Raw genomic sequence first — 21697 nt, forward strand, 5'->3', positions numbered from 1 at the left:
AGCCTGCCCACGCGCCTGGCCATGGCGTGCCTGGGCATCCCGCTGCTGATCGGCATGTTCAACCGCGATCTCACGTCGCAGGCCACCATCTGGATATTTTCCGTGTCGAGCTGGCTTCAGTTGCCCATGTTTTTCTCGTGGATGTACTGGCTCAACGGCGGCAACGACGTCTGGCTGGCCAGCGTGTCCTGCATGGTGGTCATTTACTACCACCTCACCGATTGGCGCCTGGCCACCCTGGGCGTGGTCTGCGGCGTGGGCCTGAGTCTGGGGCTGACGCACCTGCTGGGGGTGCCACTCACCGGGGAAGCCATGCAGGCCGACAACCTGGTGGTGCTGGCGTTTGCCTGGGGCGCTGCGATGATGCTGGGCGCGTCCAGCGCCAACCTGCGGCGCACGCGCCTGATCAACACGCTGAGCACCATGGGCGTGATGGCGCACGAGTTGCGCACGCCGCTGGCCACCGTCAACCTGATGGGCGATGTGCTGCGCAACCTGTCCCAGCACGACCTGCCGGAGGCCAAGCAGAAGCGCTTCGACGAGCTGGCCACCCGCCTGCAGAACCTGGTGCGCAGCATGAACCGGCAGATCGACACCCAGATATCGAACGCGCAGCTGATGCGCCTGCCCCGGGACACGTCCTCCATCCGCGCGGCCGAGCTGGTGCAGGACGTGGTGCTGCACTACCCCTACCGTTCATCCCGGGAGCGGGATTGTGTCCAGGTGCACATCCAGCAGGACTTTCACTTCGTGGCATCCCGCCAGCTGTTCTCGCAGGTGCTGACCAACCTGATGAAAAACGCACTGCATGCGCTGGCTTCGGCCAGCAATGCCCCGAGCCCGGGTGACCTGCGGCTGGACGTGGGCGTGCACCACGGCAAGGGCCGCATTGCAGTATCTGACGACGGAATCGGCATTGCCCATGAACAGCAGACGAGAATCTTCGAACCGTTCTTCTCCACGCTGGCGGGTGCCGGCAACGGCCTGGGCCTGACGTTCTGCAAGAACGTGGTGGAGACGGCGCAGGGCAGCCTCAGCGTGCATTCCGAACCCGGCCTGGGCGCTGTCTTCATGATCGATCTGCCGATCCACCAACCGAATCTCTCGACCCCTTCTTCCCCCCGCTGACGACCCGATGGCACTGACGATCCCCCTCTTTCACCGTCCCGGCAGCATTCTGTTCCTCGACGACGACACCGACTACCTCGACATGCTGGGCATGGTGATCCCGACGCACTGGCAGGTGGAGCTGTTTTCGCGGCCATCGGGCTTTGCGCAGCGCATGCAGCAGGAGCCGGCCCGGTGGGAAGCCGACGCCATGACGCAGTTGCAAATGATCGAGCGCTGGCGCCAGGGGCAGCCTTTGCTGCCGCAGGTCTTGCGTTACTGGGCGGTGAACCCGGCGCGCTACCAACTGGTCAAAACCTGCGTGGTCGACTACGCCATGCCGGGCACCGACGGTCTCAAGGTGCTCAACACCCTGCTCGACTGGCCAGGCTCGCGCGTCCTGCTCACCGGCCAGGCCGACGAGCAGATCGCCATCCAGGCCTTCAACAACGGCCTGATCGACCAGTTCGTGCCCAAGCAGACGACCGACATCACCCGCCACCTCATGGGGGTCTTGCGCAAGCTCATGCACGCGCCCCACCCGCGCCTGAACACGCTGTGGCGTGGCGCGCTGCAGCCGTCGCAGCAATCGCTGCTCCAGATCCCGTCGATTGCCCGGGCCCTGCAGGACTTCACCAGCCAGAACTGGGTCGAGTACGCGGTGCTCGGCGAGCCCTTTGGTCTGATCGGGCTGGATGGCGCTGGTGATGCGCACTGGCTGCAACTGGAGCCCACCAGCAGCCTGCACGACCTGGCCGAGCTCTCCGGCTCGGTCGGGCTGGGCTTCGACGTGGTGCGCGCGGTGCAGGCAGGCCATCAACTGGCAGCGGTGGAACTGCACCAGCAGCTCAGTCTGAGCGGGCCGGTGCGCACGGCACCCGCCTTCGCATTGGGCGACGACAAGCTGGTCACGGCGGCCGTGTTCTCGCTGGACACCGCCGACCTGCCCCAACCCATCTACGGCTACCGGCGCTTTCTGGACGCCGAAGGCCACCGCAGCGTTCAGGACAACTGAGCGCTGGCCGCGCGGGCGCGCCGGGCGATCGGCCAGTCCCACGGCTTGACCAGGGGAGCCACTTCGCGTGCCACGGTGGCCACGTGGTCGAGTTCGGCCTCGGTGAGCGCGGCGTGCAGCGTGAGCCGCACCATGGTGCGGTTGCGGCTGGTGGCCGGCGCGCAGAACACCGCGCCGAACACATCGCGCTCTTCCAGCAGGTCGCGCAGCACCATGGTGGCCGGTTCGGTGCCGGCTTCCAGGGCAATGATCTGCTCCGTGCCTTGGTGGATCGGGTAACCCAGGTCGCTGAGCATGCCGCGCAGCTGGCGCGTGTGGGCCTGCAAGCGGGCGCGTTCGATGTCGCTGCGGCGAATCACCTCCAGCGTGGCGTCCAGCGCGGCAATCTCGTGCGGGAGCAGGCACGAGCTGAACATGTTGGGGTAGCTGGTGCTCAGCACGTAGTTGCGCATGGCCGCCGGCAGGCTCAGGAAACCGGCGCGGCCGGCAAACGCCTTGGCCAGGCTGGCGGTGATGAAGTGCACGCGGTGGCTCAGGCCGAGCTCGGCGCACAGACCCGCTCCCTGTGGCCCGTGTGTGCCCAGCGAATGCGATTCGTCCACCAGCGTCATGCAGCCCCAGCGCTCAGCCACCTCCACCACCTGCACCAGGGGCGCCACCGCCCCGGTGGTGCTGTAGATCGAATCGACCACGATCACACCGGCACCGTGGCGCTGCACCAGGCGCTCCAGGTGCCCGGCATCGTTGTGGCGGAACGGGTGGGTGGTGGCGCCGGCACGGCGCGCGCCTTCCCACAGCGAGGTGTGGGCCAGCGAGTCCATGTAGATCACGGTCTTCTCATCCGCGATCGACTGCAGCAGGCCCAGGTTGGCGGCGTAGCCCGACTGGCAGATCAGGCCGTCTTCCTGACCGAGCATGCGGGCGAGCTTGAGTTCGAGCTTGCGTGCGGGGTGTTCGTCGAGCAGGAACACACCCGACTGGATGACGAACTCGGCGTCGGTCTTGATCGCCAGCGTCTGGGCCTGAACGATGTCGGCATGACCGGTGAGGCTCAGGTAGTCGTTGCCGTTGAGCCGCACCGCGCCGCAACCCGCTTCGCGACCGTGCAGCAGTGAGCGTCCGCTCCACAGTGTGTCCCAGCGGGTGGTGAACTCGCGCTGGATGCGCCCGGCCAGATGGGCGGAGATCGGCGGGCTCGAGGGTGCTTTCTCACGGGTGCAGGCCAACGGCGTCATGGAGCAATCCTTATGGAATGGAAAACCCCATTGAAAAAACAAAACCGTGACGAACCGCACGAACCCTGTCAGCCCTGACAGGGGTTGTGAGGCTTTTTTCTCAAATTTCGTGCAAGCGACGCGACCAACGGTCTCCCGCCGACCACACCGGTTTCAGTTCTGCCGCCAGGGCAGGCCGTGCCGGCGCCAGCCGCCGTGCTGTCCGCGGTGCGCGTGTGCATCGGGATCGCCCTCGAAACCTTCGAGGATGTTGTAGGCCTCCAGACCGAGTTCGGTGGCGCGTTTGGCCGCAGCGATGGAGCGCACGCCGCTGCGGCACAACAGCACCACCTTCTTGCCACCCGCCGCCTGGCGCACCTGGGCATCGAAATCGGGGTTCATCGCCATGCCGGGCCATTGTTTCCAGGGCACCGGCACCGCGCCGGGCACGAAGCCCACCCACTCGCGCTCGGCATCGGTGCGCACATCCACCAGCACCGCCACGCCGGCCTGCACCCACTGCCAGGCCAGCTGCGGTGTCACGTCGCCTGCGTAGCTGCCGCGGTGCGGACCGGCCGCAGGCCGCAGCTCCATGAGCAACACGCCACCCGCGTCGTGGCGCAGGCCAGACATCCGGTTGGCCGGCACGGCTTCGTCGATGCGCCGTGGCTTGGGCAGGTTGAGCGACTCCATGAGCGCGATGAACTCGGCCTCGCTCTTGCCAGCCACGCGCTCGTTGTGTGTCTTTTCCACGCCGATGGTGGAGTGGTGGCGCCCGTGGTAATCGTGCCCCGGCCACACGGTGGTGTCGTCCGGCAGGTCGAACAGCACCTGGGTGATGCTGTGGTACAGGTCTTTTGCACTGCCCGACTGGAAGTCGGTGCGCCCGCAACCGCCGATGAGCAGCGTGTCACCGGTGAACACATGGTGTCGCCAGACCAGGCTCATACTGCCGGCGGTGTGGCCGGGCGTGTGCAGTGCACGCAGCACCTCGCCACCAAAGTTGAGCGTGTCGCCGTGCGCCAGCTGCACGCCGGCGGTGCCGATGTCGCAGCCCAGCGGCGCCGCCGTCTTGGCACCCGCCAGCTCTGCCAGCTTCCCGGCGCTGGTGATGTGGTCCGCGTGTGCGTGGGTTTCCACCGTCCAGACCAGTTTCAGTCCGTACTCGCGCAGCACGGCGAGGTCGCGCTCGATCTGCTCATCGACCGGGTCGATGATCAAGGCGTCGCGGGTGATCTGGTCGAACAGCACATAGGTGAAGGTGCTGGACGCGGCATCGAAGAGCTGGATCGGTTTCATCATCCGGAGCATGCCACTGACGCGGCTCATCCGCTGGACACCTCTCATGTTGGTTAGCATGCCTACGCTTTCCTTGCAACGGGCTTACACCCCGTCACCGAAGGGGGCATCGCCCCGGAAATGTCCAACAGCCATGGCTGTTCGACAAGTCGATTGGAACCGTTTAGTTTTCAGTTTCGACCGAGCGATGTGAACAGCATCCATCGAACGGATGATGGTCGGTGAAAACCCTGTCGGAGGGATGGTCCTTTGAGCCGCATGATGCACAACCCTCAACCCAGACTGGAGAAAAACCCATGTCAGACAAAAAAACCGTGACTTCACGCCGCGGCATGCTCAAAGGCGCGGCAGTCGCGGCAGGCGCCATGTCGGTGCCGATGATCGCCACTGCACAGACCACGTCGCTGCGCTTCCAGAGCACCTGGCCCTCGAAGGACATCTTCCACGAGTACGCCCAGGACTTCGCCAAGAAGGTCAACGACATGGCCGGCGGCAAGCTCAAGATCGAAGTGCTGCCATCGGGCTCCGTGGTCCCCGCTTTCCAGCTGCTCGAAGCCGTGGCCAAAGGCACGCTGGACGGCGGCCATGGCGTGGTGGCTTACCACTACGGCAAGAACTCGGCGCTGGCCCTGTGGGGTTCCGGCCCTGCATTCGGCATGGACCCCAACATGGTTCTGGCCTGGCACAACTACGGCGGCGGCAAGGCCCTGCTGGAAGAGATCTACGCCAGCCTGAACCTGGACGTGGTCTCCTACCTGTACGGCCCCATGCCCACGCAACCGCTGGGCTGGTTCAAGAAGCCCGTGGCCAAAGTGGCCGACATGAAGGGTCTGAAGTTCCGCACCGTGGGTCTGGCCGTTGACGTGTTCACCGAAATGGGCACCGCCGTGAACCCGCTGCCCGGTGGCGAGATCGTGCCTGCGCTCGACCGCGGCCTGATCGACGCAGCCGAGTTCAACAACGCGTCCTCGGACCGCCTGCTGGGCTTCCCCGATGTGGTGAAGAACTGCATGCTGCAAAGCTTCCACCAGTCGGGCGAGCAGTTCGAGATCCTGTTCAACAAGACCAAGCTCAACGCCCTGCCGGCCGAGCTGAAGTCCATCGTCGACTACGCCGCTCAAGCGGCCAGCGCCGACATGAGCTGGAAAGCCATCCAGCGCAACTCGCAGGACTACATCGAGCTGAAGAAACAAGGCGTGAAGTTCTACAAGACCCCCGACGCGATCCTGCGCGCGCAGCTCGAAGCCTGGGACAAGACCATTGCCAAGAAGGGCACGGACAACGCGATCTTCCGCAAGGTGCTGGAATCGCAAAAGGCATTCGCCCAGCGCGCGGGCCAGTGGCAGAACGACTACGTGGTCGACTTCAAGATGGCGTACAACCACTACTTTGGCAAAGGCGCCAAGAAGTCCTGATCGGGCTTCGCTTAACTCGGGGCGCCTGCGGGCGCCCCTTTCTGTTTCTGGAAATTCACATGCAAAAACTATTACTGGCCGTTGACAGCCTGTCGACCTGGTTCGGCAAGGCGTGCGCCTGGACCGTCATCGGGCTCACTCTGTTGATCACCTGGGAAGTTTTTTCCCGCTACGTGCTCAACAACCCCCACGCCTGGGTGCTCGACGCCCAGATCATGTTGTACGGCGTGCTCTTCATGAGCGCCGGTGCCTACACGCTGGCCAAGAGCGGCCACGTCCGCGGTGACGTGCTCTACGGCTTCTTCAGCCCGCGCACACAAGCCGGTTGGGACCTTGCCCTGTACATCGTCTTCTTTTTGCCCGGCATCATCGCCCTGACCTACGCCGGCTGGTTTTTCGCCAACGAGTCGCTCGCCATCCGCGAGCAAACCTTCAACGCCGACCCGCTGCCGGTCTACCCGTTCAAATTCGTGGTGCCGATTGCCGGCGCCTTCCTGCTCTTGCAGGGCATCGTGGAAATCATCCGCTGCATCATGTGTCTGCAAACCGGCGAATGGCCCAAGCGCGCGCAGGATGTGGAAGAAGTGGACGTCGAAAAACTCAAGGAAATGGTGCACGTGAAAGACGCTGACATTGAAGCGCTGGACAGCCTCGTCGTGAAGAAAGGCGGCCAGCCATGAAGATTCGCAAGGAACTCTGGTTCGGCTTCTCGCTGATGGCCCTCATCGGCGGCGCCGCGCTCACCATGGTGTTCAGCGTGGACACCATGACCAACGGCCACTACGGCCTGCTCATGCTCTCGCTGGTGGTGGTCGCCATCATGCTGGGCTTCCCGACCGCCTTCACCCTCATGGGCATGGGCATGATGTTTGCGTTTTTCGCCTACCACTCCGGCACACAGACAGCCGCAGGCGCCATGCAACAGACGCTGGACCTGATGGTGCAGCGCGCGTTCTCGGTGATGGGCAACGACGTGCTGATCTCGATCCCGCTGTTCGTGTTCATGGGTTACCTCGTTGAACGCGCCAACCTGATCGACAAGCTGTTCCGCAGCCTGCATCTGGCTTTGGCCCGCGTGCCCGGTTCGCTGGGCGTGGCCACGCTGGTGACGTGTGCGGTGTTTGCCACCGCCACCGGCATCGTGGGCGCGGTCGTCACGCTCATGGGCTTGCTGGCCCTGCCGCAGATGCTGCGCGCCGGCTACGACGTGCGCCTGTCGGCCGGTGTCATCACCGCCGGCGGCTGCCTGGGCATCCTGATTCCGCCCTCGGTGCTGCTGATCGTCTACGGCGCCACCGCCGGCGTGTCGGTGGTGCAGCTTTACGCTGGCGCGTTTTTCCCCGGCATCATGCTGGCCGGTCTGTACATCCTGTACGTGATCGTCATGGCCAAGATCAAGCCGGCCTGGGCTCCCCCGCTCACCGCAGCACAGCGTTTCGTGCCCCTGCCGGCACCGCTGACGGCCATCGGCGCCACCGGCGAACGCTCGGCTGTGCCCAGCCTGATCAAGGCGCTGAACGGCAAACGCAACCAGGACGTGTCCAGCAAGTACCTGTTGGGCCAACTGGGCATCGCCCTGCTGCCAGCCATCCTGTTTGCTGCCGTCGCATTCGCCAGTTACCAGAGCGCCACCACCGTGGTGCCGGTGGAAACCTACGAAGAGCTGCAGCCCATGGGCGCAGGCTCCACCGTGGACGAGAACACCGACGAAGGTGGCCTGGCCGAACCCGAAGCCGAAGAAGGCGGACTCGCCGCACCGCCGTCCGACGGCGCAGTGGCCGAGCCACCCGGCGCCCAGGCTGACGCCGCGGCCGAGCCGCCCGGTGCCGAGAAAGAAGCCCCAGCGGCAGGTGCGGCACCCGATGCCGTGGCCGAACCCGCTGCCGCTGCGCCCGCAGCAGCAGCCGCCGAGCCCGCAGCCACCACCAAGCCCGCCTCCATGAGCTTCTGGATCGGACTGGCCGTGGGCTTGCTGGCGCTGGTGATCTTCTACGCCATCCTGAGCTTCACCCGACTCGAAGTCTTCAAGATGCTGCTCTCCAGCTTCTTCCCGTTGCTGGTGCTCATCCTGTCGGTGCTGGGTTCGATCGTGTTCGGCCTGGCCACGCCCACGGAGGCGGCGGCGGTCGGTGCGTTCGGCGGCTTCCTGCTGGCGGCGGCTTACCGGCAACTCACCTTCGGCGTGATCAAGGAAAGCGTGTTCCTCACGGCCAAGACCAGCGCCATGGTGTGCTGGCTGTTCGTGGGCTCGGCCATCTTCTCGGCGGCGTTTGCGCTGCTGGGCGGACAGGAACTGGTGGAGACCTGGGTGCTGAGCATGAACCTGTCCAAGACGGAGTTCCTGATCCTGTCGCAAGTGCTGATCTTCATCCTGGGCTGGCCGCTGGAGTGGACCGAGATCATCGTGATCTTCATGCCCATCTTCATCCCGCTGCTGGACAACTTCGGGGTTGACCCGCTGTTCTTCGGCCTGCTGGTGGCACTGAACCTGCAGACCGCCTTCCTGAGCCCACCGGTGGCCATGAGCGCGTTCTACCTGAAGGGCGTGGCGCCGAAACACGTCACGCTGAACCAGATCTTTGCCGGCATGCTGCCGTTCATGGGCATCCAGATCCTGGCCATCGTGCTGCTGTACCAGTTCCCCGCCATTGGCCTGTGGCTGCCCCAGGTGCTCTACCGCTGATCCAGCGGGCGAGAACCACAGGAGATCAGGGGCGCGCAAGCGCCCCTTTTTTGTTTGGAAGCGTTAACATTACGTTTACGTAAACGTCAATCAAACGGGCCCGCCCAACCGCACCCGAGCAACGAACGGAGACCCCATGCCCAGCCCAAACGACGCCACCCTGCCCTTCCCGGCGCGGGCCATCCTGGCCAGCAAGGGCAGCGCCTGGCAAGACTGGCAGGTGGCGCCCGACAGCGGCGCCAAGAAGGCCAAGGGTGTCTCGCTCAAGTCGTTCAAGCCCGACGCCAAACCGTTCTCCGTGGGCAACAAGGCCGCAGACCAGGCGGCCGTGGCCACCCTCGCCGACGAACTCGATGCGCTGCAGAACCTGTTCTACGCCGACGGCCGCTACAAGCTGCTGGTGGTGCTGCAAGGCACCGACACCTCGGGCAAGGACGGCACGGTGCGCGGCGTGTTCGCGCGCACCAGTCCGCTGGGCGTGCACACCGTGGGCTGGAAAGCACCCACCGAAGCCGAGCGCGATCACGACTATCTCTGGCGCGTGCACCAGAAGACCCCCGGCGCGGGCGAAATGATGATCTTCAACCGCAGCCACTACGAAGACGTGCTGGTGCCGGTGGTCAATGGCTGGATCACGCCGCAACAGACGCTGCAGCGCTACGAGCACATCAAGGATTTCGAGCGCCTGCTGGCCGAGACCGGCACGGTGATCCTCAAGTTCATGTTGCACATCGGCAAGGACGAACAACGCGAGCGCTTGCAGGAGCGTGTGGACGACCCGGAGAAACACTGGAAATTCAGCCTGGGTGACCTTGACGTGCGCAAGCAGTGGGACGACTACCAGAGCGCCTACGAAGCGTTTCTGAACGCCACCAGCACCCCCTGGGCCCCATGGACCGTGGTGCCCGCCGATTCCAAGACCCACCGCAACCTGATGATCGCCACCATCGTGCGCGACACGCTCAAGTCGCTTGACTTGCGCTTTCCCCCCGAAGACCCGAAGCTGACTGGGCTGAAGATCGCCTGAGTTCAAGCCCGTTTTCAGGCACCGACTTTTCGCCACCGACAGAGAGACAGACCATGAGCAACCTCGCCGCCGAATACCAGGCCCTGGCCAACTACCGTCCCACGCACAAGGTGCGCTTCGTCACCGCCGCCAGCCTGTTCGACGGCCACGACGCGGCCATCAACATCATGCGGCGCATCCTGCAAGGCATGGGCGCCGAGGTGATCCACCTGGGTCACAACCGCTCGGTGGACGAGGTGGTCACAGCCGCGCTGCAAGAAGACGCACAAGGCATCGCGATCAGTTCCTACCAGGGCGGCCACGTCGAGTACTTCAAGTACATGGTGGACCTGCTCAAGAGCCGCGGTGGCGAACACATCCAGGTGTTCGGCGGCGGTGGCGGCGTGATCGTGCCGAGCGAAATCCGCGAGCTGCAAGACTATGGCGTGACACGCATCTACAGCCCGGAAGACGGCCAGAAGATGGGCCTGGCCGGCATGATCGGCGAGATGGTGATGCGCTGCGACCGCGACCTGAGCCCGTATGCACCGACGTCGCTGGCCGCCATTGAAGGCCAGGGCGAAATGAACTGGCGCGCGCTGGCGCAGCTCATCACGGTGCTGGAAAACGGCAACGCCGACAAAGCCATCGTGAACGCGTTGCGCGAACAGGCCAAGACGAAGAAGGTGCCCGTGCTCGGCATCACCGGCACCGGCGGCGCGGGCAAGTCCTCGCTCACCGACGAACTCATCCGCCGCCTGCGCCTGGACCAGGACGACAGCCTGCGCGTGGCCGTCATCTCCATCGACCCGTCGCGCCGCAAGAGCGGCGGCGCCTTGTTGGGCGACCGCATCCGCATGAACGCGATCGGACCCTGGCGCACCAACACTCCCGTTCGCCCTGAGCCTGTCGAAGGGCTCACCAACACCTTGGACGAGGCTTCGACAGGCTCAGCCCGAACGGAGGATTCTGGTCAACGGGTTTTCATGCGCAGCCTGGCCACGCGCGACTTCGGCAGCGAGATCAGCGCCGCCCTGCCCGACGTGATCGCGGCGTGCAAGTGCGCCGGCTTCGACCTCATCGTGGTCGAGACCTCGGGCATCGGCCAGGGCGACGCGGCCATCGTGCCGCACGTCGATGTGCCCATGTACGTGATGACGCCCGAGTTCGGCGCGGCCAGTCAGTTGGAGAAGATCGACATGCTCGACTTCGCCGCGTTTGTGGCCATCAACAAGTTCGACCGCAAGGGCTCGCTCGACGCCCTGCGCGATGTGTCCAAACAAGTGCAGCGCAACCAGGAAGCCTGGAGCACACCGCCCGACCAGATGCCGGTCTACGGCACCATGGCCGCACGCTTCAACGACGACGGCGTGACCGCGCTCTACCAGGGCCTCAAAGCCCGGCTGATCGAACTCGGCCTGCCGCTCAAGGAAGGTCGCTTGCCCATCGCCAAGGTGCGTCACAGCACCAACCAGACGCCCATCGTGCCGCCGGCGCGCACCCGCTATTTGGCCGAGATCAGCGACACGGTGCGCGGCTACAAAAAGAAGGCGATCGAACAGGCGCGGCTGGCGCGCGAAATCCAGCAGCTCACCGCCAGCGCGACCATGCTGCGGGTGGAGAAACCCGAGCGCTCGCGCGCCGCCGAGGCCGTGATCGACCTGGCCCAGGTGCGTGAACTCGACCAGGACCCGGCAGCCCGCAAGCTGCTGACCCAGTGGCCCGACATGCAGAAGGCTTATGCGGGTGACGAGTACGTGGTGAAGATCCGCGACAAGGAAATCCGCACCGCGCTCACCACCCAAAGCCTCTCGGGCACCACCATCCGCAAGGTGGCGCTGCCGAAGTACGAGGACCACGGCGAAATCCTGAAGTGGCTGATGCTCGACAACGTGCCCGGCAGCTTCCCGTACACCGCCGGCACCTTCGCCTTCAAGCGCGAAGGCGAAGACCCCACCCGCATGTTCGCCGGTGAAGGCGATGCGTTTCGCACCAACACACGCTTCAAGCTGCTCTCGGCCGGCACACCGGCCAAGCGCCTGTCCACTGCGTTCGACTCGGTCACGCTCTACGGCAACGACCCCGACCCGCGCCCCGACATCTACGGCAAGGTGGGCAACTCGGGTGTGAGCATCGCCACGCTGGACGACATGAAGGTGCTGTACGGCGGCTTCGATTTGTGCCACCCGGCCACCTCGGTCTCCATGACCATCAACGGCCCGGCGCCCAGCATCCTGGCGATGTTCATGAACACTGCGATCGACCAGAACCTGGAGAAGTTTGAAGCCGAGAACGGCCGCGCGCCCACCGACACCGAAGCCGCCAAGATCCGCGAATGGGTGCTGGCCAACGTGCGCGGCACGGTGCAGGCCGACATCCTGAAAGAAGACCAGGGCCAGAACACCTGCATCTTCTCCACCGAGTTCTCGCTCAAGGTGATGGGCGACATCGCCGAGTACTTCGTGCACCACGACGTGCGCAACTTCTACTCGGTGAGCATCTCGGGCTATCACATCGCCGAGGCCGGCGCCAACCCGATCAGCCAGCTCGCGTTCACGCTCTCCAACGGTTTCACATTCGTGGAGGCGTACCTGGCGCGCGGCATGCACATTGACGACTTCGCGCCCAACCTGTCGTTCTTCTTCAGCAACGGCATGGACCCGGAGTACACCGTGCTCGGCCGCGTGGCGCGCCGCATTTGGGCGGTGGCGATGCGCGACCGCTATGGTGCGAACGAGCGCAGCCAGAAACTCAAGTACCACGTGCAGACCAGCGGCCGAAGCCTGCACGCGCAGGAGATCCAGTTCAACGACATCCGCACCACGCTGCAGGCGCTGATCGCCGTGTACGACAACTGCAACAGCCTGCACACGAATGCGTTCGACGAGGCCATCACCACACCCACCGAAGACTCGGTGCGCCGCGCGATGGCGATCCAGCTCATCATCAACCGCGAATGGGGTCTGGCGAAAAACGAGAACCCCAACCAGGGCGCCTTCATCATCGACGAGCTCACCGAGCTGGTGGAAGAAGCGGTGCTGCAGGAGTTCGAGAAGATCGCCGAGCGCGGCGGCGTGCTGGGCGCCATGGAAACCGGCTACCAGCGCGGCAAGATCCAGGACGAGTCCATGCACTACGAGATGCTCAAGCACACGGGCGAGTACCCGATCGTGGGTGTGAACACCTTCCGCAACCCGCACGGCGACGTGACACCCGACACGCTGGAGCTGGCCCGCTCGACCGACGACGAAAAACAAAGCCAGCTCAAACGCCTCGCCGAGTTCCACACCAGGCACGCCGACGAGTCGCCCGCCATGCTGCAACGCCTGAAGCAGGCGGTGATCGAAAACGGCAACGTGTTCGAGGTGCTGATGCAGGCCGTGCGTGTGTGCTCGCTGGGCCAGATCACCTCGGCCTTGTTCGAGGTGGGCGGCCAGTACCGCCGCAACATGTGAGCCCCCTGTGAGAGCGGGGGCGCAGCGCTGCGTGCTGCTCAACCCGCATGCCCAGGGCGGGCGGGCGGCGGCCTTGTTGCCCACGCTGCAGGCCGCCCTCCCGCCCGATGTGGTGCTGCACGCCCCGCGCGATCTGGTGGATGCGCTGGCCTTGCTGCAGGGTTTTCCCATGGGCAGCCGGGTCGTGGCGGTGGGCGGCGACGGCACGCTCAACCGCTGGTTGCCCGCGCTGCTGCACAACGACCTCGAACTCGGCGTGGTACCCATGGGCAGTGGCAACGACGTGGCGCGTTCGCTCGGTCTGCACGGCCGCGCACCGCTGGCCTCGCTGGTGCATGCCCTCAACGCCGACCCGCGCCCGATGGACGTGGGCTGCGCCGAGTGGGTGGACCCGCAGGGGCGCGGGTACCGGGTGCTGTTTCTCTCCAGCTTCACCGCCGGTTTTGACTCGGCGGTGGTGTTGCGCACCCTGAGCGGGCCGCGCTGGCTCAACGGCCTGCCGCGCTACCTGTGGGCCACGCTGGCCGAACTGGCCCACCTGCAAACCTGGCGGCTGGACGTCACGGCCAACGGCAAACACCTGCACAGCGGCCCGGCCCTGTTTGCCTCCAGCCTGAACACGCCCACCTTCGGCAGCGGCATGCCGGCCACGCCGGCCGCGCGCACCAACGACGGCCTGCTCAACCTGCTGCTGGCCGGGGAGTTCAGCCGCCTGGGCGCGCTGGCCATGCTGCCGCGCCTGCTCACCGGCACGCACCTGGGCCACAGCCGCATCAGCACACGGGCGTTCGACACCCTCACGGTGAACAGCGACCCCGACCTGCCGCTGGCGGCCGACGGTGAATTCCTCGGCTACGCGCGGCAGCTGAAGTTGAGCGTGTTGCCGGGTGCGCTGGCGGTGGTGGGCATTTAGGCCGAGGCCGCCAGCGGCAGATTCAGCAGCAGGTTCTGCGGCTTGATCTTCAGCAGGCCCTCGGCGTTCATGGCCAGCCCCAGGTACACCGGCTTGCCGCGCACATCAAGCTGCATGTGCTGCGGGTCGTCAAACGTCAGGCGGAACAGGCTGATCAGGCGCTGCTGGCGCTCGGGCGCCACGTCAACGCCGCGGTACAGGTCGTTGAGCAGGGCGGTGGATTCGGCGTCCAGCCCCAGGTGCCAGCGCCAGGCCTCGTCATCCACACGCGCCTCGGGCTGCACCTGCACCACCACGCCGTGGAAGTGCAACACCCATTTCTGCAGCACCAGCGCCAGCGCCTTCAGGCCCGACTGCGAGCGGTTCATGGTGAGCGTGAGGCCGTGCGAGAGCTCGCGCTGGACCTCGTGGGTGAGGTCGAGCACGAAGTTGAAACGCCCGTTGCCGGCGCGGCTCTGCAGGTAGCGCGCGGCGTTGTCGTCGCCCAGCACCTCGATGTTCACCTCGGGAATGGCCGCACCGCTCTGCATGAGCAGCCGGCCCACCGCACCGAGACCACCGGTCTCGTTGAGCATGTCCAGCACCTCGCTGTCGCCGCTGAGCACACGCCCGTCCTGCACGCGCACGCGCTGGCGGCGAAACAGCATCTCGGCCGCGCGCCACTGCCAGGCGCCATCCGAGCCATCCACGCCGTCCAGCAGGTTGCACACCAGGGCCTGCACCACCAAGTCGAGGAACAGCGGCGGCATCTGCACCGAGTCGGCCTTGAAAAACCCGGCATAAGCCGCCTCCAACGAACCGGCCGCGATCACCGCGTCACGAAAACCGAGGAACAGGCGGTGGTTGGCGCGTGCGTCGGCGTCTTCAAACGCGTCGAGTTCGCGCTGCGCCACCGCGCGTGTGGGTGTGTCCATGAGCGAGGCGTGCAACGCCTGCTCGGCGGCGCACGATTCTTCGACCAGGGCCAGCTCCGGCCGCTGCAGCCACAGGCGCCAGTAGTCGTCGGTCGGCACCAGCCAGCCGCGCGGGTTGCGCGTCAGGTGGTCAAAGCCGCAGGGGGTCCACAGGGGAGAAGCTTGGGAAGGCATGGCAGGTGCCCGCGGCGCGTGGGCGGCGTGGGTGGGTTTGGCAGGAACACAGGGGGCCTGCATTGTCGTTCACAGGCACATGTCCGCGCGCGTGAAGGGCCGCCACACCGGGCCGGCTCGGTTGGCCGTGTCCATCAGCCTCAAGGGGCCGACTGCAGGGCCCCCGCCCTGCGCGCGCCGCTGATGGCACGCAACTGGAACGGCCTGGGCGCATCGCGCACATAAGAGGCGTCCAGCACACTGCCCAGGGCCAGGGAAGCCTGCAAAGCGGTGTTGGGCCAGAAGTTCGGGCTGGTGATGTTGGTGGCGCCGGGAATCTGGCTGGCCAGACCGTTCACATTGCCCGTCTGCACGGCGTTGCCGCTGGCGTAGGTCCCCACCATCAGCGCCTGGTTGCCGGTGCCGGCGAAGAGGTTGGCCCTGAGCACCACCGACTGGGTGCCGGTGCGGATGGACAGAAAGGCCCCGGCAGATCGGGTGATCGCCACGGTGTTGTGCGTGAGTTCCAGCGTGTTGGTGGTGTGGGTCAACCCCTCGGCGCCATAGGCGATGGCGCTGGGGTTCTCGGCCAGCGGTCCTTTGTGAAACAGGTTGCCGCGCAACACCACTCGTCCGCCGTTGGGAAAGTCCGCCAGATAACTGGAGCGGCCAGCAGGCCCGTCCATGAAATAGCTGTTCTCGATGACCGACTCGCGCGCACGGGTCTTGAGGTTGTGCCCCACCGTGGCTTCATGGAAATAGCTGCCTGTCACCGAGAGACTGTCGATACTGCCCACGTAGAGGTTGTGCCCCAGGCCACCGGTCACCACGCTGCGCGCGAATTCCGAGCCTTCGATGACGAGGCTGGTGCCCGCCGTGTTGTTCGTCAGGATGCCGTTCTCGTTGTCGAAAAAGCCGCTGTTGCGCACGCGCAGCCAACCCACATGCTCGGCGCGAATACCCGCCCCGTTGCGATCGGCCACCCGGGCGTTGCGGAACTCGATGTTGTCCACGGTGATGTTGGAACCCGCCACCACCCAGATGCCCTTGCCGCCGGCGCTGTTGCCGTCGGCAAACAGGCGCGCCCGGCCACCGACGCCGCAGATGGTGAGGTTGTTGTTGCGCCAGGTCGCCACATCGCCCCGGTAGTCGGCAGCCGCGATGCGGATCACATCACCGTCGCGCGCCACGGCGGCGGCGGCGCTGGGCACGGCGTAGGTCTGGCCGGCCCCCACATTGAGCACGCGGCCTGCGGCCGCGTCGCATGCCGTCCCGCCGGCGGGCACCGCAGGCACCACAGGCGCTGCAGCTGCGCCCGGCGGCGGACTCACGGCGGGCGCAGCCCCAGCGGCCTCCGCGCCATCGCCTCCACCACCACAGGCACTCAGCCCAAGGGCTGCGGTGAACAAACAGATGGAAAGACTGGGCATGTTCATGGGAAAGTTGGCTCGTGTTGCAGGGATGAGCAACGCAGTCTGGGTGACGCGCCGATCGCCAGTGCGACAGGAGGTTTGCCGATGTAACCGGGACAGCTCGCTCGGGACACGCCAGCGCCCGGCCAGCACACGCGAGGGCGCTCGGCATCCGGACACAGCTCATACCAACGGATACGCACCACCGGCGCGCGCCATCTCAAGGAGAATGGTGCCATGCAAAAACACATCAGCCTCATCGGCGTGCCCACCGACATCGGCGCTGGCGCGCGCGGCGCCTCCATGGGCCCGGAAGCCCTGCGTGTGGCGGGCCTCGCCACCGTGCTCGAAGGCCACGGCCTGAACGTGATCGATCGCGGCAACCTGAGTGGACCGCCCAACCCCTGGCAACCGCCCACCGAGGGTTACCGCCACCTGCCCGAGGTGGCGGCGTGGAACGAAACCCTGCACCACGCCGTGCACGCCGAACTGGCGCTGGGCCGCATGCCGATCGTGCTAGGTGGCGACCACTGCCTGGGCCTGGGCTCCATCAGCGCGGTGGCGCGCCACTGCCGCGCCAGTGGCAAACAGCTGCGCGTGTTGTGGCTCGACGCCCACGCCGACTTCAACACCGCCGCCCTCACCCCCAGCGGCAACATCCACGGCATGCCGGTGGCCCTGCTGTGCGGCTTTGGTCCGGCGCTGCTCACCGGCATCGGCGGCACCACGCCCGCGATTGATGCGAGTGTGGTGCGCCAGATCGGCATCCGCAGCGTGGACGCGGGCGAAAAACGCTTGGTGCACGAGGCGGGGCTGGAGGTGTTCGACATGCGCTACATCGACGAAATGGGCATGCGCCACACCATGGAGCAGGCGCTCGCCGGCATGGACGACAACACCCACCTGCACGTGAGCTTCGACGTGGACTTTCTCGACCCCGACATCGCGCCCGGCGTGGGCACCACCGTGCCAGGCGGTCCCACCTACCGCGAAGCGCAGCTGTGCATGGAGATGATTGCCGACACCGGGCGGCTGGCGTCCATGGACGTGATGGAACTCAACCCGGCGCTGGACGTGCGCAACCGCACGGCGGAACTGGCGGTGGACCTGATCGAAAGCCTGTTCGGCAAGTCCACGCTGATGAGACAAGGGTAACCCCCCGCGCCGCGCTGCGCGCGTCACCCCCCAGGGGGCAATGCCTGTGGCCCGGCAAAGCCGGTTCCACGGCATTCTTGGTCAAGACACGCATGCCGGAAGCTTCAGCTCTTGCCCACGAGTTCGAGGTGTTCAACCACCGGCGGTTGGGCGAAGAACGGACCGACGATGGCGCGCCACTGGGCGAACAAGTCGGAGCCGCGAAAGCCCACGGTGTGGTCTTCGAGCGTGTCCCAGTAAATCATCAACAGGTAGCGGCCCGGTGTCTCGACGCTGCGGTTGACCTTGTAGCCCTTGAAGCCCTTCGCGTGCGCAACGACCGTGGTCACGCCGCGCAGGATGGCCTCTTCAAACGCCGAGCTCTTGAGGGGATCGATGCGGATATCCGCGTGTTCGAGAATCATGGTGGTGCTCCTGAGGTGTTGAGGTGGCAAGGCGGTCGCCGACGATCATATCGACGGCCTTCTCGGCCATCATGATCACCGGCGCGTTGGTGTTGCCACCCACCACGGTGGGCATCACCGACGCATCCACCACCCGCAAGCCGGCCACGCCGTGGACCCGCAGCCGCGCGTCCACCACGTCCATGGGTCCAGGCCCCATGCGACACGTGCCCACCGGGTGGTAGATGGTGTCGGCGTGGTTGCGCACGAACTGCTCGATCTGCGCATCGCTCTGGGCCAGCACCGAGGTGGCCGATTCGGTGCCACCGTGCCGCGTGAGCGCCGGCTGTTGCAACAGGCGGCGCATCACCTGAAAGCCGCGCACCAGGCGCGCGGTGTCGTCGGGGTCTTGCAGAAACGCGGGGTCGATGAGCGGTGCCACCTGCGGGTCGGCGCTCGCCAGGCGCAGGTTGCCCCGGCTCTTGGGCCGCAGCAGGCACACGTGGCACGAATAACCGTGGCCCAGCACCGACTTGCGCCCGTGGTCCACCAGCTTGCCCACCACAAAGTGCAGTTGCAAATCAGGGATGGGCTCAACGGGCGAACTCTTGATGAAGCCACCAGCCTCTGCGAAGTTGGTGGTGAGCATGCCGCTGCGCTGGCGCCGCCACTCGAAGATGCCGCGCACGGCTTTCCACAAACCACCCGGTGTGAGACCGAGCAGGTCTTTGACCTTCGGCGCATTGACCACGATCACCACGTCCACATGGTCGTGAAGGTTCGCGCCCACGCCCGGCAGGTCCAGCACCGGGGTGATGCCGTGTTCGCGCAGATGAGCCGCTGGCCCCACGCCGGAGAGCATGAGCAACTGCGGCGAGCCGAATGCGCCCGCACTCAGCACCACCTCGCCACCGTCTTTCAATCGCAGGATCTGCATGGGCCCGCGCCCGCCGTTGCTGCGGAACTCCACCCCCACCGCACGTGGCGGGCATTGTGTGGTGTCCATCACCACGCGGGTGGTCAGCGCGTTCGTGATCACCTGCAGGTTGGGCCGCTGCAGGTGCGGCGTGAGGTAGGCCTTGGCGGCGCTGAAACGCTCGCCATTCTTGTGCGTGACCTGGTAGGCGCCCACGCCTTCCTGCTCAGGCCCGTTGAAGTCGGTGTTGTGCCGCAAACCCGCTTGTTGCCCGGCTTCGATGAACGATGCCAGAAACGGGTTGGGGCTGCGCAGGTCCATCACGTTGAGCGGCCCGCCCTGGCCGTGCAGCGCGTCGGCGCCGCGCTCGTTGTGCTCGGCGCGCTTGAAGTACGGCAACACGTCGGCGTACGACCAGCCCGGGTTGCCTTGCGCGACCCAGCCGTCGTAGTCGGCCGCGTGGCCGCGCGCGTAGACCATGGCGTTGATCGAGCTCGAGCCGCCCAGCACCTTGCCGCGCGGCTGGTAGCCACGCCGCCCGTTCAGACCGGGTTGCGGCACGGTGTTGAAGCCCCAGCCGTTCATTTCGAACTTGGCGATCACCGCCAGACCCGCCGGGCAGTGGATGAGCACGCTGTGGTCGGGCGGGCCGGCTTCGATAAGGGCGACGCGAATGGCGGGGTCTTCGCTCAGGCGGCCAGCGAGCACGCTGCCGGCCGAGCCGCCGCCAACGATGATGTAGTCGAACATGGGGTGTCTCCGTCGTGTGTGGCGCCCGTCAAACCGTGCGCGACAATCCAGCAGCAAGTTAGCACAGGGGTCCGCGCGCCGGTAGGCAGTGGCGCCTAGGAAACCGGTCCCATCGACACCCCGGCGACGCAGGTACCCATCGCGTGCAGCCCCTGTCACCACCACCCACATCCGCAGGAGAAACCACCACATGAACAGCATCCACACCGTCGGCATCATCGGCTCGGGCACCATGGGCAACGGCATCGCGCAGGCCTGCGCCACCAGCGGCATCCGCGTGGTCATGGTCGACATCGCGCAGGCCGCGGTCGACAAGGGCCTGGCCACCGTGGCCGGCAGCCTGGACCGCCTGATCAAGAAAGAGAAGATCACCGCCGCCGACAAGGACAAGGCGCTGTCGCTCATCACCGGTTCGACCAGCTACGACGACCTCAAGGGCGCGCAGCTTGTGATTGAAGCGGCCACCGAGAGCGAAGGCCTGAAGGTCAAGATCCTGCAGCAGCTCGACGGCCTGCTCCCGTTTGAGGTGATCGTGGCGACCAACACCAGCTCGATCAGCATCACCAAGCTGGCCGCCGCAACCAAGCGCCCCGACCGCTTCATCGGCATGCACTTCTTCAACCCCGTGCCCATGATGGCGCTGGTGGAAATCATCCGTGGCCTGCAGACCAGCGACGCGACGCACGACGCCGTGAAAGCCCTGGCGCTGGCGCTGGGCAAGACGCCGATCACGGTGACGAACGCACCCGGCTTCGTGGTCAACCGCATCCTGGTGCCCATGATCAACGAGGCCTTCTTCGTGCTGGCCGAAGGCCTGGCCACGCCGGAAGACATCGACGCCGGCATGAAGCTCGGCACCAACCAGCCCATCGGCCCGCTCGCACTGGCCGACATGATCGGCCTGGACGTGTGCCTGGCGGTGATGAACGTTTATGTGGCCGAGTACAACGACAGCAAGTACCGCCCGGCACCCTTGCTCAAAGAGATGGTGGCGGCGGGCTGGCTGGGTCGCAAGACCGGGCGCGGCGTTTACACCTATTGAACTTCACCAGGGGACTGGCAGTCCCTTGTGATCAAAGAACTGCCCGCTGCTGCCAGCGGGCAGTTCGTCGATGACGGCCAGCAGATCGCTCGCAGCCTCATCAGCGGGCCGCACCTGCAAACCCTTTTTCGCAAACGGCTGCGACAAACCCGTGTCCACCGTGCCCGGGTGCAGCGCCACACACAGGGCCTCCTTGTTGCGCCGCGCCAGTTCAACGGCCGCTGTGTGCACCAGCTGGTTGAGCGCGGCCTTGGACGCGCGGTAGGCGTACCAGCCGCCGAGCGCGTTGTCGCCGATGCTGCCCACGCGCGCCGAGAGAAACGCGGCCACGCAGCGCCCCTGCCTGGGCAACAGCGGCAAGAAGTGGCGCATCACCAGCGCCGGGCCGATCGCGTTGATCAGGAAGTTGTGTTGCAAGGCGTCGGCATTCAAGTGTTGCCACGAGCGCTCGGGCTCGGCGTGTTGGCCGCTTGCCGTGTCGCCGTGCAGGAAACCGGTGGCCACCACCAGGCGCTGCAACGGCAGGCCGGTGTGTGCCACGCGTTCGGCCACGTGTTGGGCGCAGGCTGCCACGGTTTTCTCATCGGTGTAGTCCAGCGCGGGCAGCGTGCGCCGGCCCAGCGACAACACTTTGAGCCCCTGCGCCTGCAGCCCTGCCACCAGGGCAGCGCCGATGCCGCCGGTGCCGCCCAACACCACGGCAAGGCCAGGTCGCTCGGTGGGTTGGGGGTGGTCGGGTGTGCTCATCGCTGAATTATCGGCAGGGCTCCGCTGGGTTGCTGTGGAGCCCGCGCATGGCCCCGGCGCGCTGCCGGCCAAGGGTGCCGACGCAACGTTGATCCAGGGGCAGGCTTACCATCGGCTT

Annotated in this window: 17 protein-coding genes and 1 pseudogene; 10 read left to right on the forward strand and 8 right to left on the reverse strand. The window is 66.0% G+C overall.

Annotated features, from left to right (window positions below; translation table 11 throughout):
• On the forward strand, positions 1 to 1128 hold a 1128-nt coding region (locus ACN4F8_RS12725), incomplete at its 5' end, for a sensor histidine kinase (RefSeq protein ID WP_419473926.1).
• 7 nt (positions 1129 to 1135) lie between these two features.
• Complete coding sequence (locus tag ACN4F8_RS12730; protein WP_419473927.1) at positions 1136 to 2122, forward strand: response regulator; 987 nt, start codon at positions 1136 to 1138, stop codon at positions 2120 to 2122.
• Here the strand turns inward: ACN4F8_RS12730 and cqsA are convergent.
• From cqsA to ACN4F8_RS12745, 3 genes and pseudogenes are all read right to left on the reverse strand, one after another.
• Entirely contained in the window at positions 2110 to 3357 is a 1248-nt protein-coding gene (gene cqsA, locus ACN4F8_RS12735; protein WP_419473928.1) for an alpha-hydroxyketone-type quorum-sensing autoinducer synthase, read from the reverse strand. The two genes, ACN4F8_RS12730 and cqsA, sit on opposite strands and share 13 nt — an antisense overlap.
• A 153-nt stretch (positions 3358 to 3510) precedes the next feature.
• The gene (locus tag ACN4F8_RS12740; protein ID WP_419473957.1) at positions 3511 to 3930 is read right to left on the reverse strand and encodes a rhodanese-like domain-containing protein; all 420 of its coding nucleotides are present in this window, start codon (positions 3928 to 3930) and stop codon (positions 3511 to 3513) included.
• Positions 3931 to 4134: 204 nt separating this feature from the next.
• A pseudogene (locus ACN4F8_RS12745) lies at positions 4135 to 4695 on the reverse strand (MBL fold metallo-hydrolase); the annotation flags it as partial.
• A 236-nt stretch (positions 4696 to 4931) separates the two neighbouring features.
• Between ACN4F8_RS12745 and ACN4F8_RS12750 the strand changes: the two are divergent.
• The 6 genes from ACN4F8_RS12750 to ACN4F8_RS12775 all read left to right on the forward strand — a co-directional run bounded on the left by ACN4F8_RS12750 (position 4932) and on the right by ACN4F8_RS12775 (position 14107).
• The gene (locus tag ACN4F8_RS12750; RefSeq protein ID WP_419473929.1) at positions 4932 to 6050 is read left to right on the forward strand and encodes a TRAP transporter substrate-binding protein; all 1119 of its coding nucleotides are present in this window, start codon (positions 4932 to 4934) and stop codon (positions 6048 to 6050) included.
• A 59-nt stretch (positions 6051 to 6109) separates the two neighbouring features.
• A complete protein-coding gene (locus ACN4F8_RS12755; protein WP_419473930.1) occupies positions 6110 to 6730 on the forward strand; it encodes a TRAP transporter small permease subunit in 621 nt (206 codons plus the stop codon).
• The gene (locus ACN4F8_RS12760) at positions 6727 to 8733 is read left to right on the forward strand and encodes a TRAP transporter large permease (RefSeq protein ID WP_419473931.1); all 2007 of its coding nucleotides are present in this window, start codon (positions 6727 to 6729) and stop codon (positions 8731 to 8733) included. The genes ACN4F8_RS12755 and ACN4F8_RS12760 overlap by 4 nt, the downstream gene beginning before the upstream one ends.
• Before the next feature lie 136 nt (positions 8734 to 8869).
• Positions 8870 to 9760 (forward strand): PPK2 family polyphosphate kinase, encoded by an 891-nt coding sequence (locus ACN4F8_RS12765; RefSeq protein WP_419473932.1) that lies wholly within the window; start codon positions 8870 to 8872, stop codon positions 9758 to 9760.
• 53 nt (positions 9761 to 9813) lie between these two features.
• Positions 9814 to 13194: a fused isobutyryl-CoA mutase/GTPase IcmF gene (icmF, locus tag ACN4F8_RS12770; protein WP_419473933.1), complete on the forward strand. Its 3381-nt coding sequence runs from the start codon at positions 9814 to 9816 to the stop codon at positions 13192 to 13194.
• Between the two features lie 31 nt (positions 13195 to 13225).
• A complete protein-coding gene (locus ACN4F8_RS12775; RefSeq protein WP_419473934.1) occupies positions 13226 to 14107 on the forward strand; it encodes a diacylglycerol/lipid kinase family protein in 882 nt (293 codons plus the stop codon).
• Here the strand turns inward: ACN4F8_RS12775 and ACN4F8_RS12780 are convergent.
• Together ACN4F8_RS12780 and ACN4F8_RS12785 are read right to left on the reverse strand one after the other, a co-directional pair.
• Complete coding sequence (locus ACN4F8_RS12780; protein WP_419473935.1) at positions 14104 to 15195, reverse strand: DUF6352 family protein; 1092 nt, start codon at positions 15193 to 15195, stop codon at positions 14104 to 14106. The two genes, ACN4F8_RS12775 and ACN4F8_RS12780, sit on opposite strands and share 4 nt — an antisense overlap.
• Before the next feature lie 140 nt (positions 15196 to 15335).
• On the reverse strand, positions 15336 to 16610 hold the full coding sequence (locus ACN4F8_RS12785; protein WP_419473936.1) for a hypothetical protein: 1275 nt from the start codon (positions 16608 to 16610) through the stop codon (positions 15336 to 15338).
• 213 nt (positions 16611 to 16823) lie between these two features.
• Here ACN4F8_RS12785 and rocF point away from each other — a divergent pair, with 213 nt between their 5' ends.
• Positions 16824 to 17741, forward strand: a complete 918-nt coding sequence (gene rocF / locus ACN4F8_RS12790; protein ID WP_419473937.1) for an arginase — start codon at positions 16824 to 16826, stop codon at positions 17739 to 17741.
• 104 nt (positions 17742 to 17845) lie between these two features.
• On the opposite strand, the gene ACN4F8_RS12795 is transcribed toward rocF, so the two are convergent.
• Positions 17846 to 18145, reverse strand: coding sequence for an antibiotic biosynthesis monooxygenase family protein (locus tag ACN4F8_RS12795; RefSeq protein ID WP_419473938.1), 300 nt, complete (start codon positions 18143 to 18145; stop codon positions 17846 to 17848).
• A complete protein-coding gene (locus tag ACN4F8_RS12800) occupies positions 18090 to 19790 on the reverse strand; it encodes a GMC family oxidoreductase (RefSeq protein ID WP_419473939.1) in 1701 nt (566 codons plus the stop codon). Before ACN4F8_RS12800 ends, ACN4F8_RS12795 begins: the two co-directional genes overlap by 56 nt.
• A gap of 190 nt (positions 19791 to 19980) precedes the next feature.
• Here ACN4F8_RS12800 and ACN4F8_RS12805 point away from each other — a divergent pair, with 190 nt between their 5' ends.
• The gene (locus ACN4F8_RS12805) at positions 19981 to 20832 is read left to right on the forward strand and encodes a 3-hydroxybutyryl-CoA dehydrogenase (protein WP_419473940.1); all 852 of its coding nucleotides are present in this window, start codon (positions 19981 to 19983) and stop codon (positions 20830 to 20832) included.
• A gap of 3 nt (positions 20833 to 20835) precedes the next feature.
• On the opposite strand, the gene ACN4F8_RS12810 is transcribed toward ACN4F8_RS12805, so the two are convergent.
• On the reverse strand, positions 20836 to 21579 hold the full coding sequence (locus ACN4F8_RS12810) for an SDR family NAD(P)-dependent oxidoreductase (RefSeq protein WP_419473941.1): 744 nt from the start codon (positions 21577 to 21579) through the stop codon (positions 20836 to 20838).
• Positions 21580 to 21697: the final 118 nt, after the last annotated feature.

Source organism: Hydrogenophaga sp. (assembly GCF_048549895.1).
Taxonomy (GTDB): domain Bacteria; phylum Pseudomonadota; class Gammaproteobacteria; order Burkholderiales; family Burkholderiaceae_C; genus Hydrogenophaga.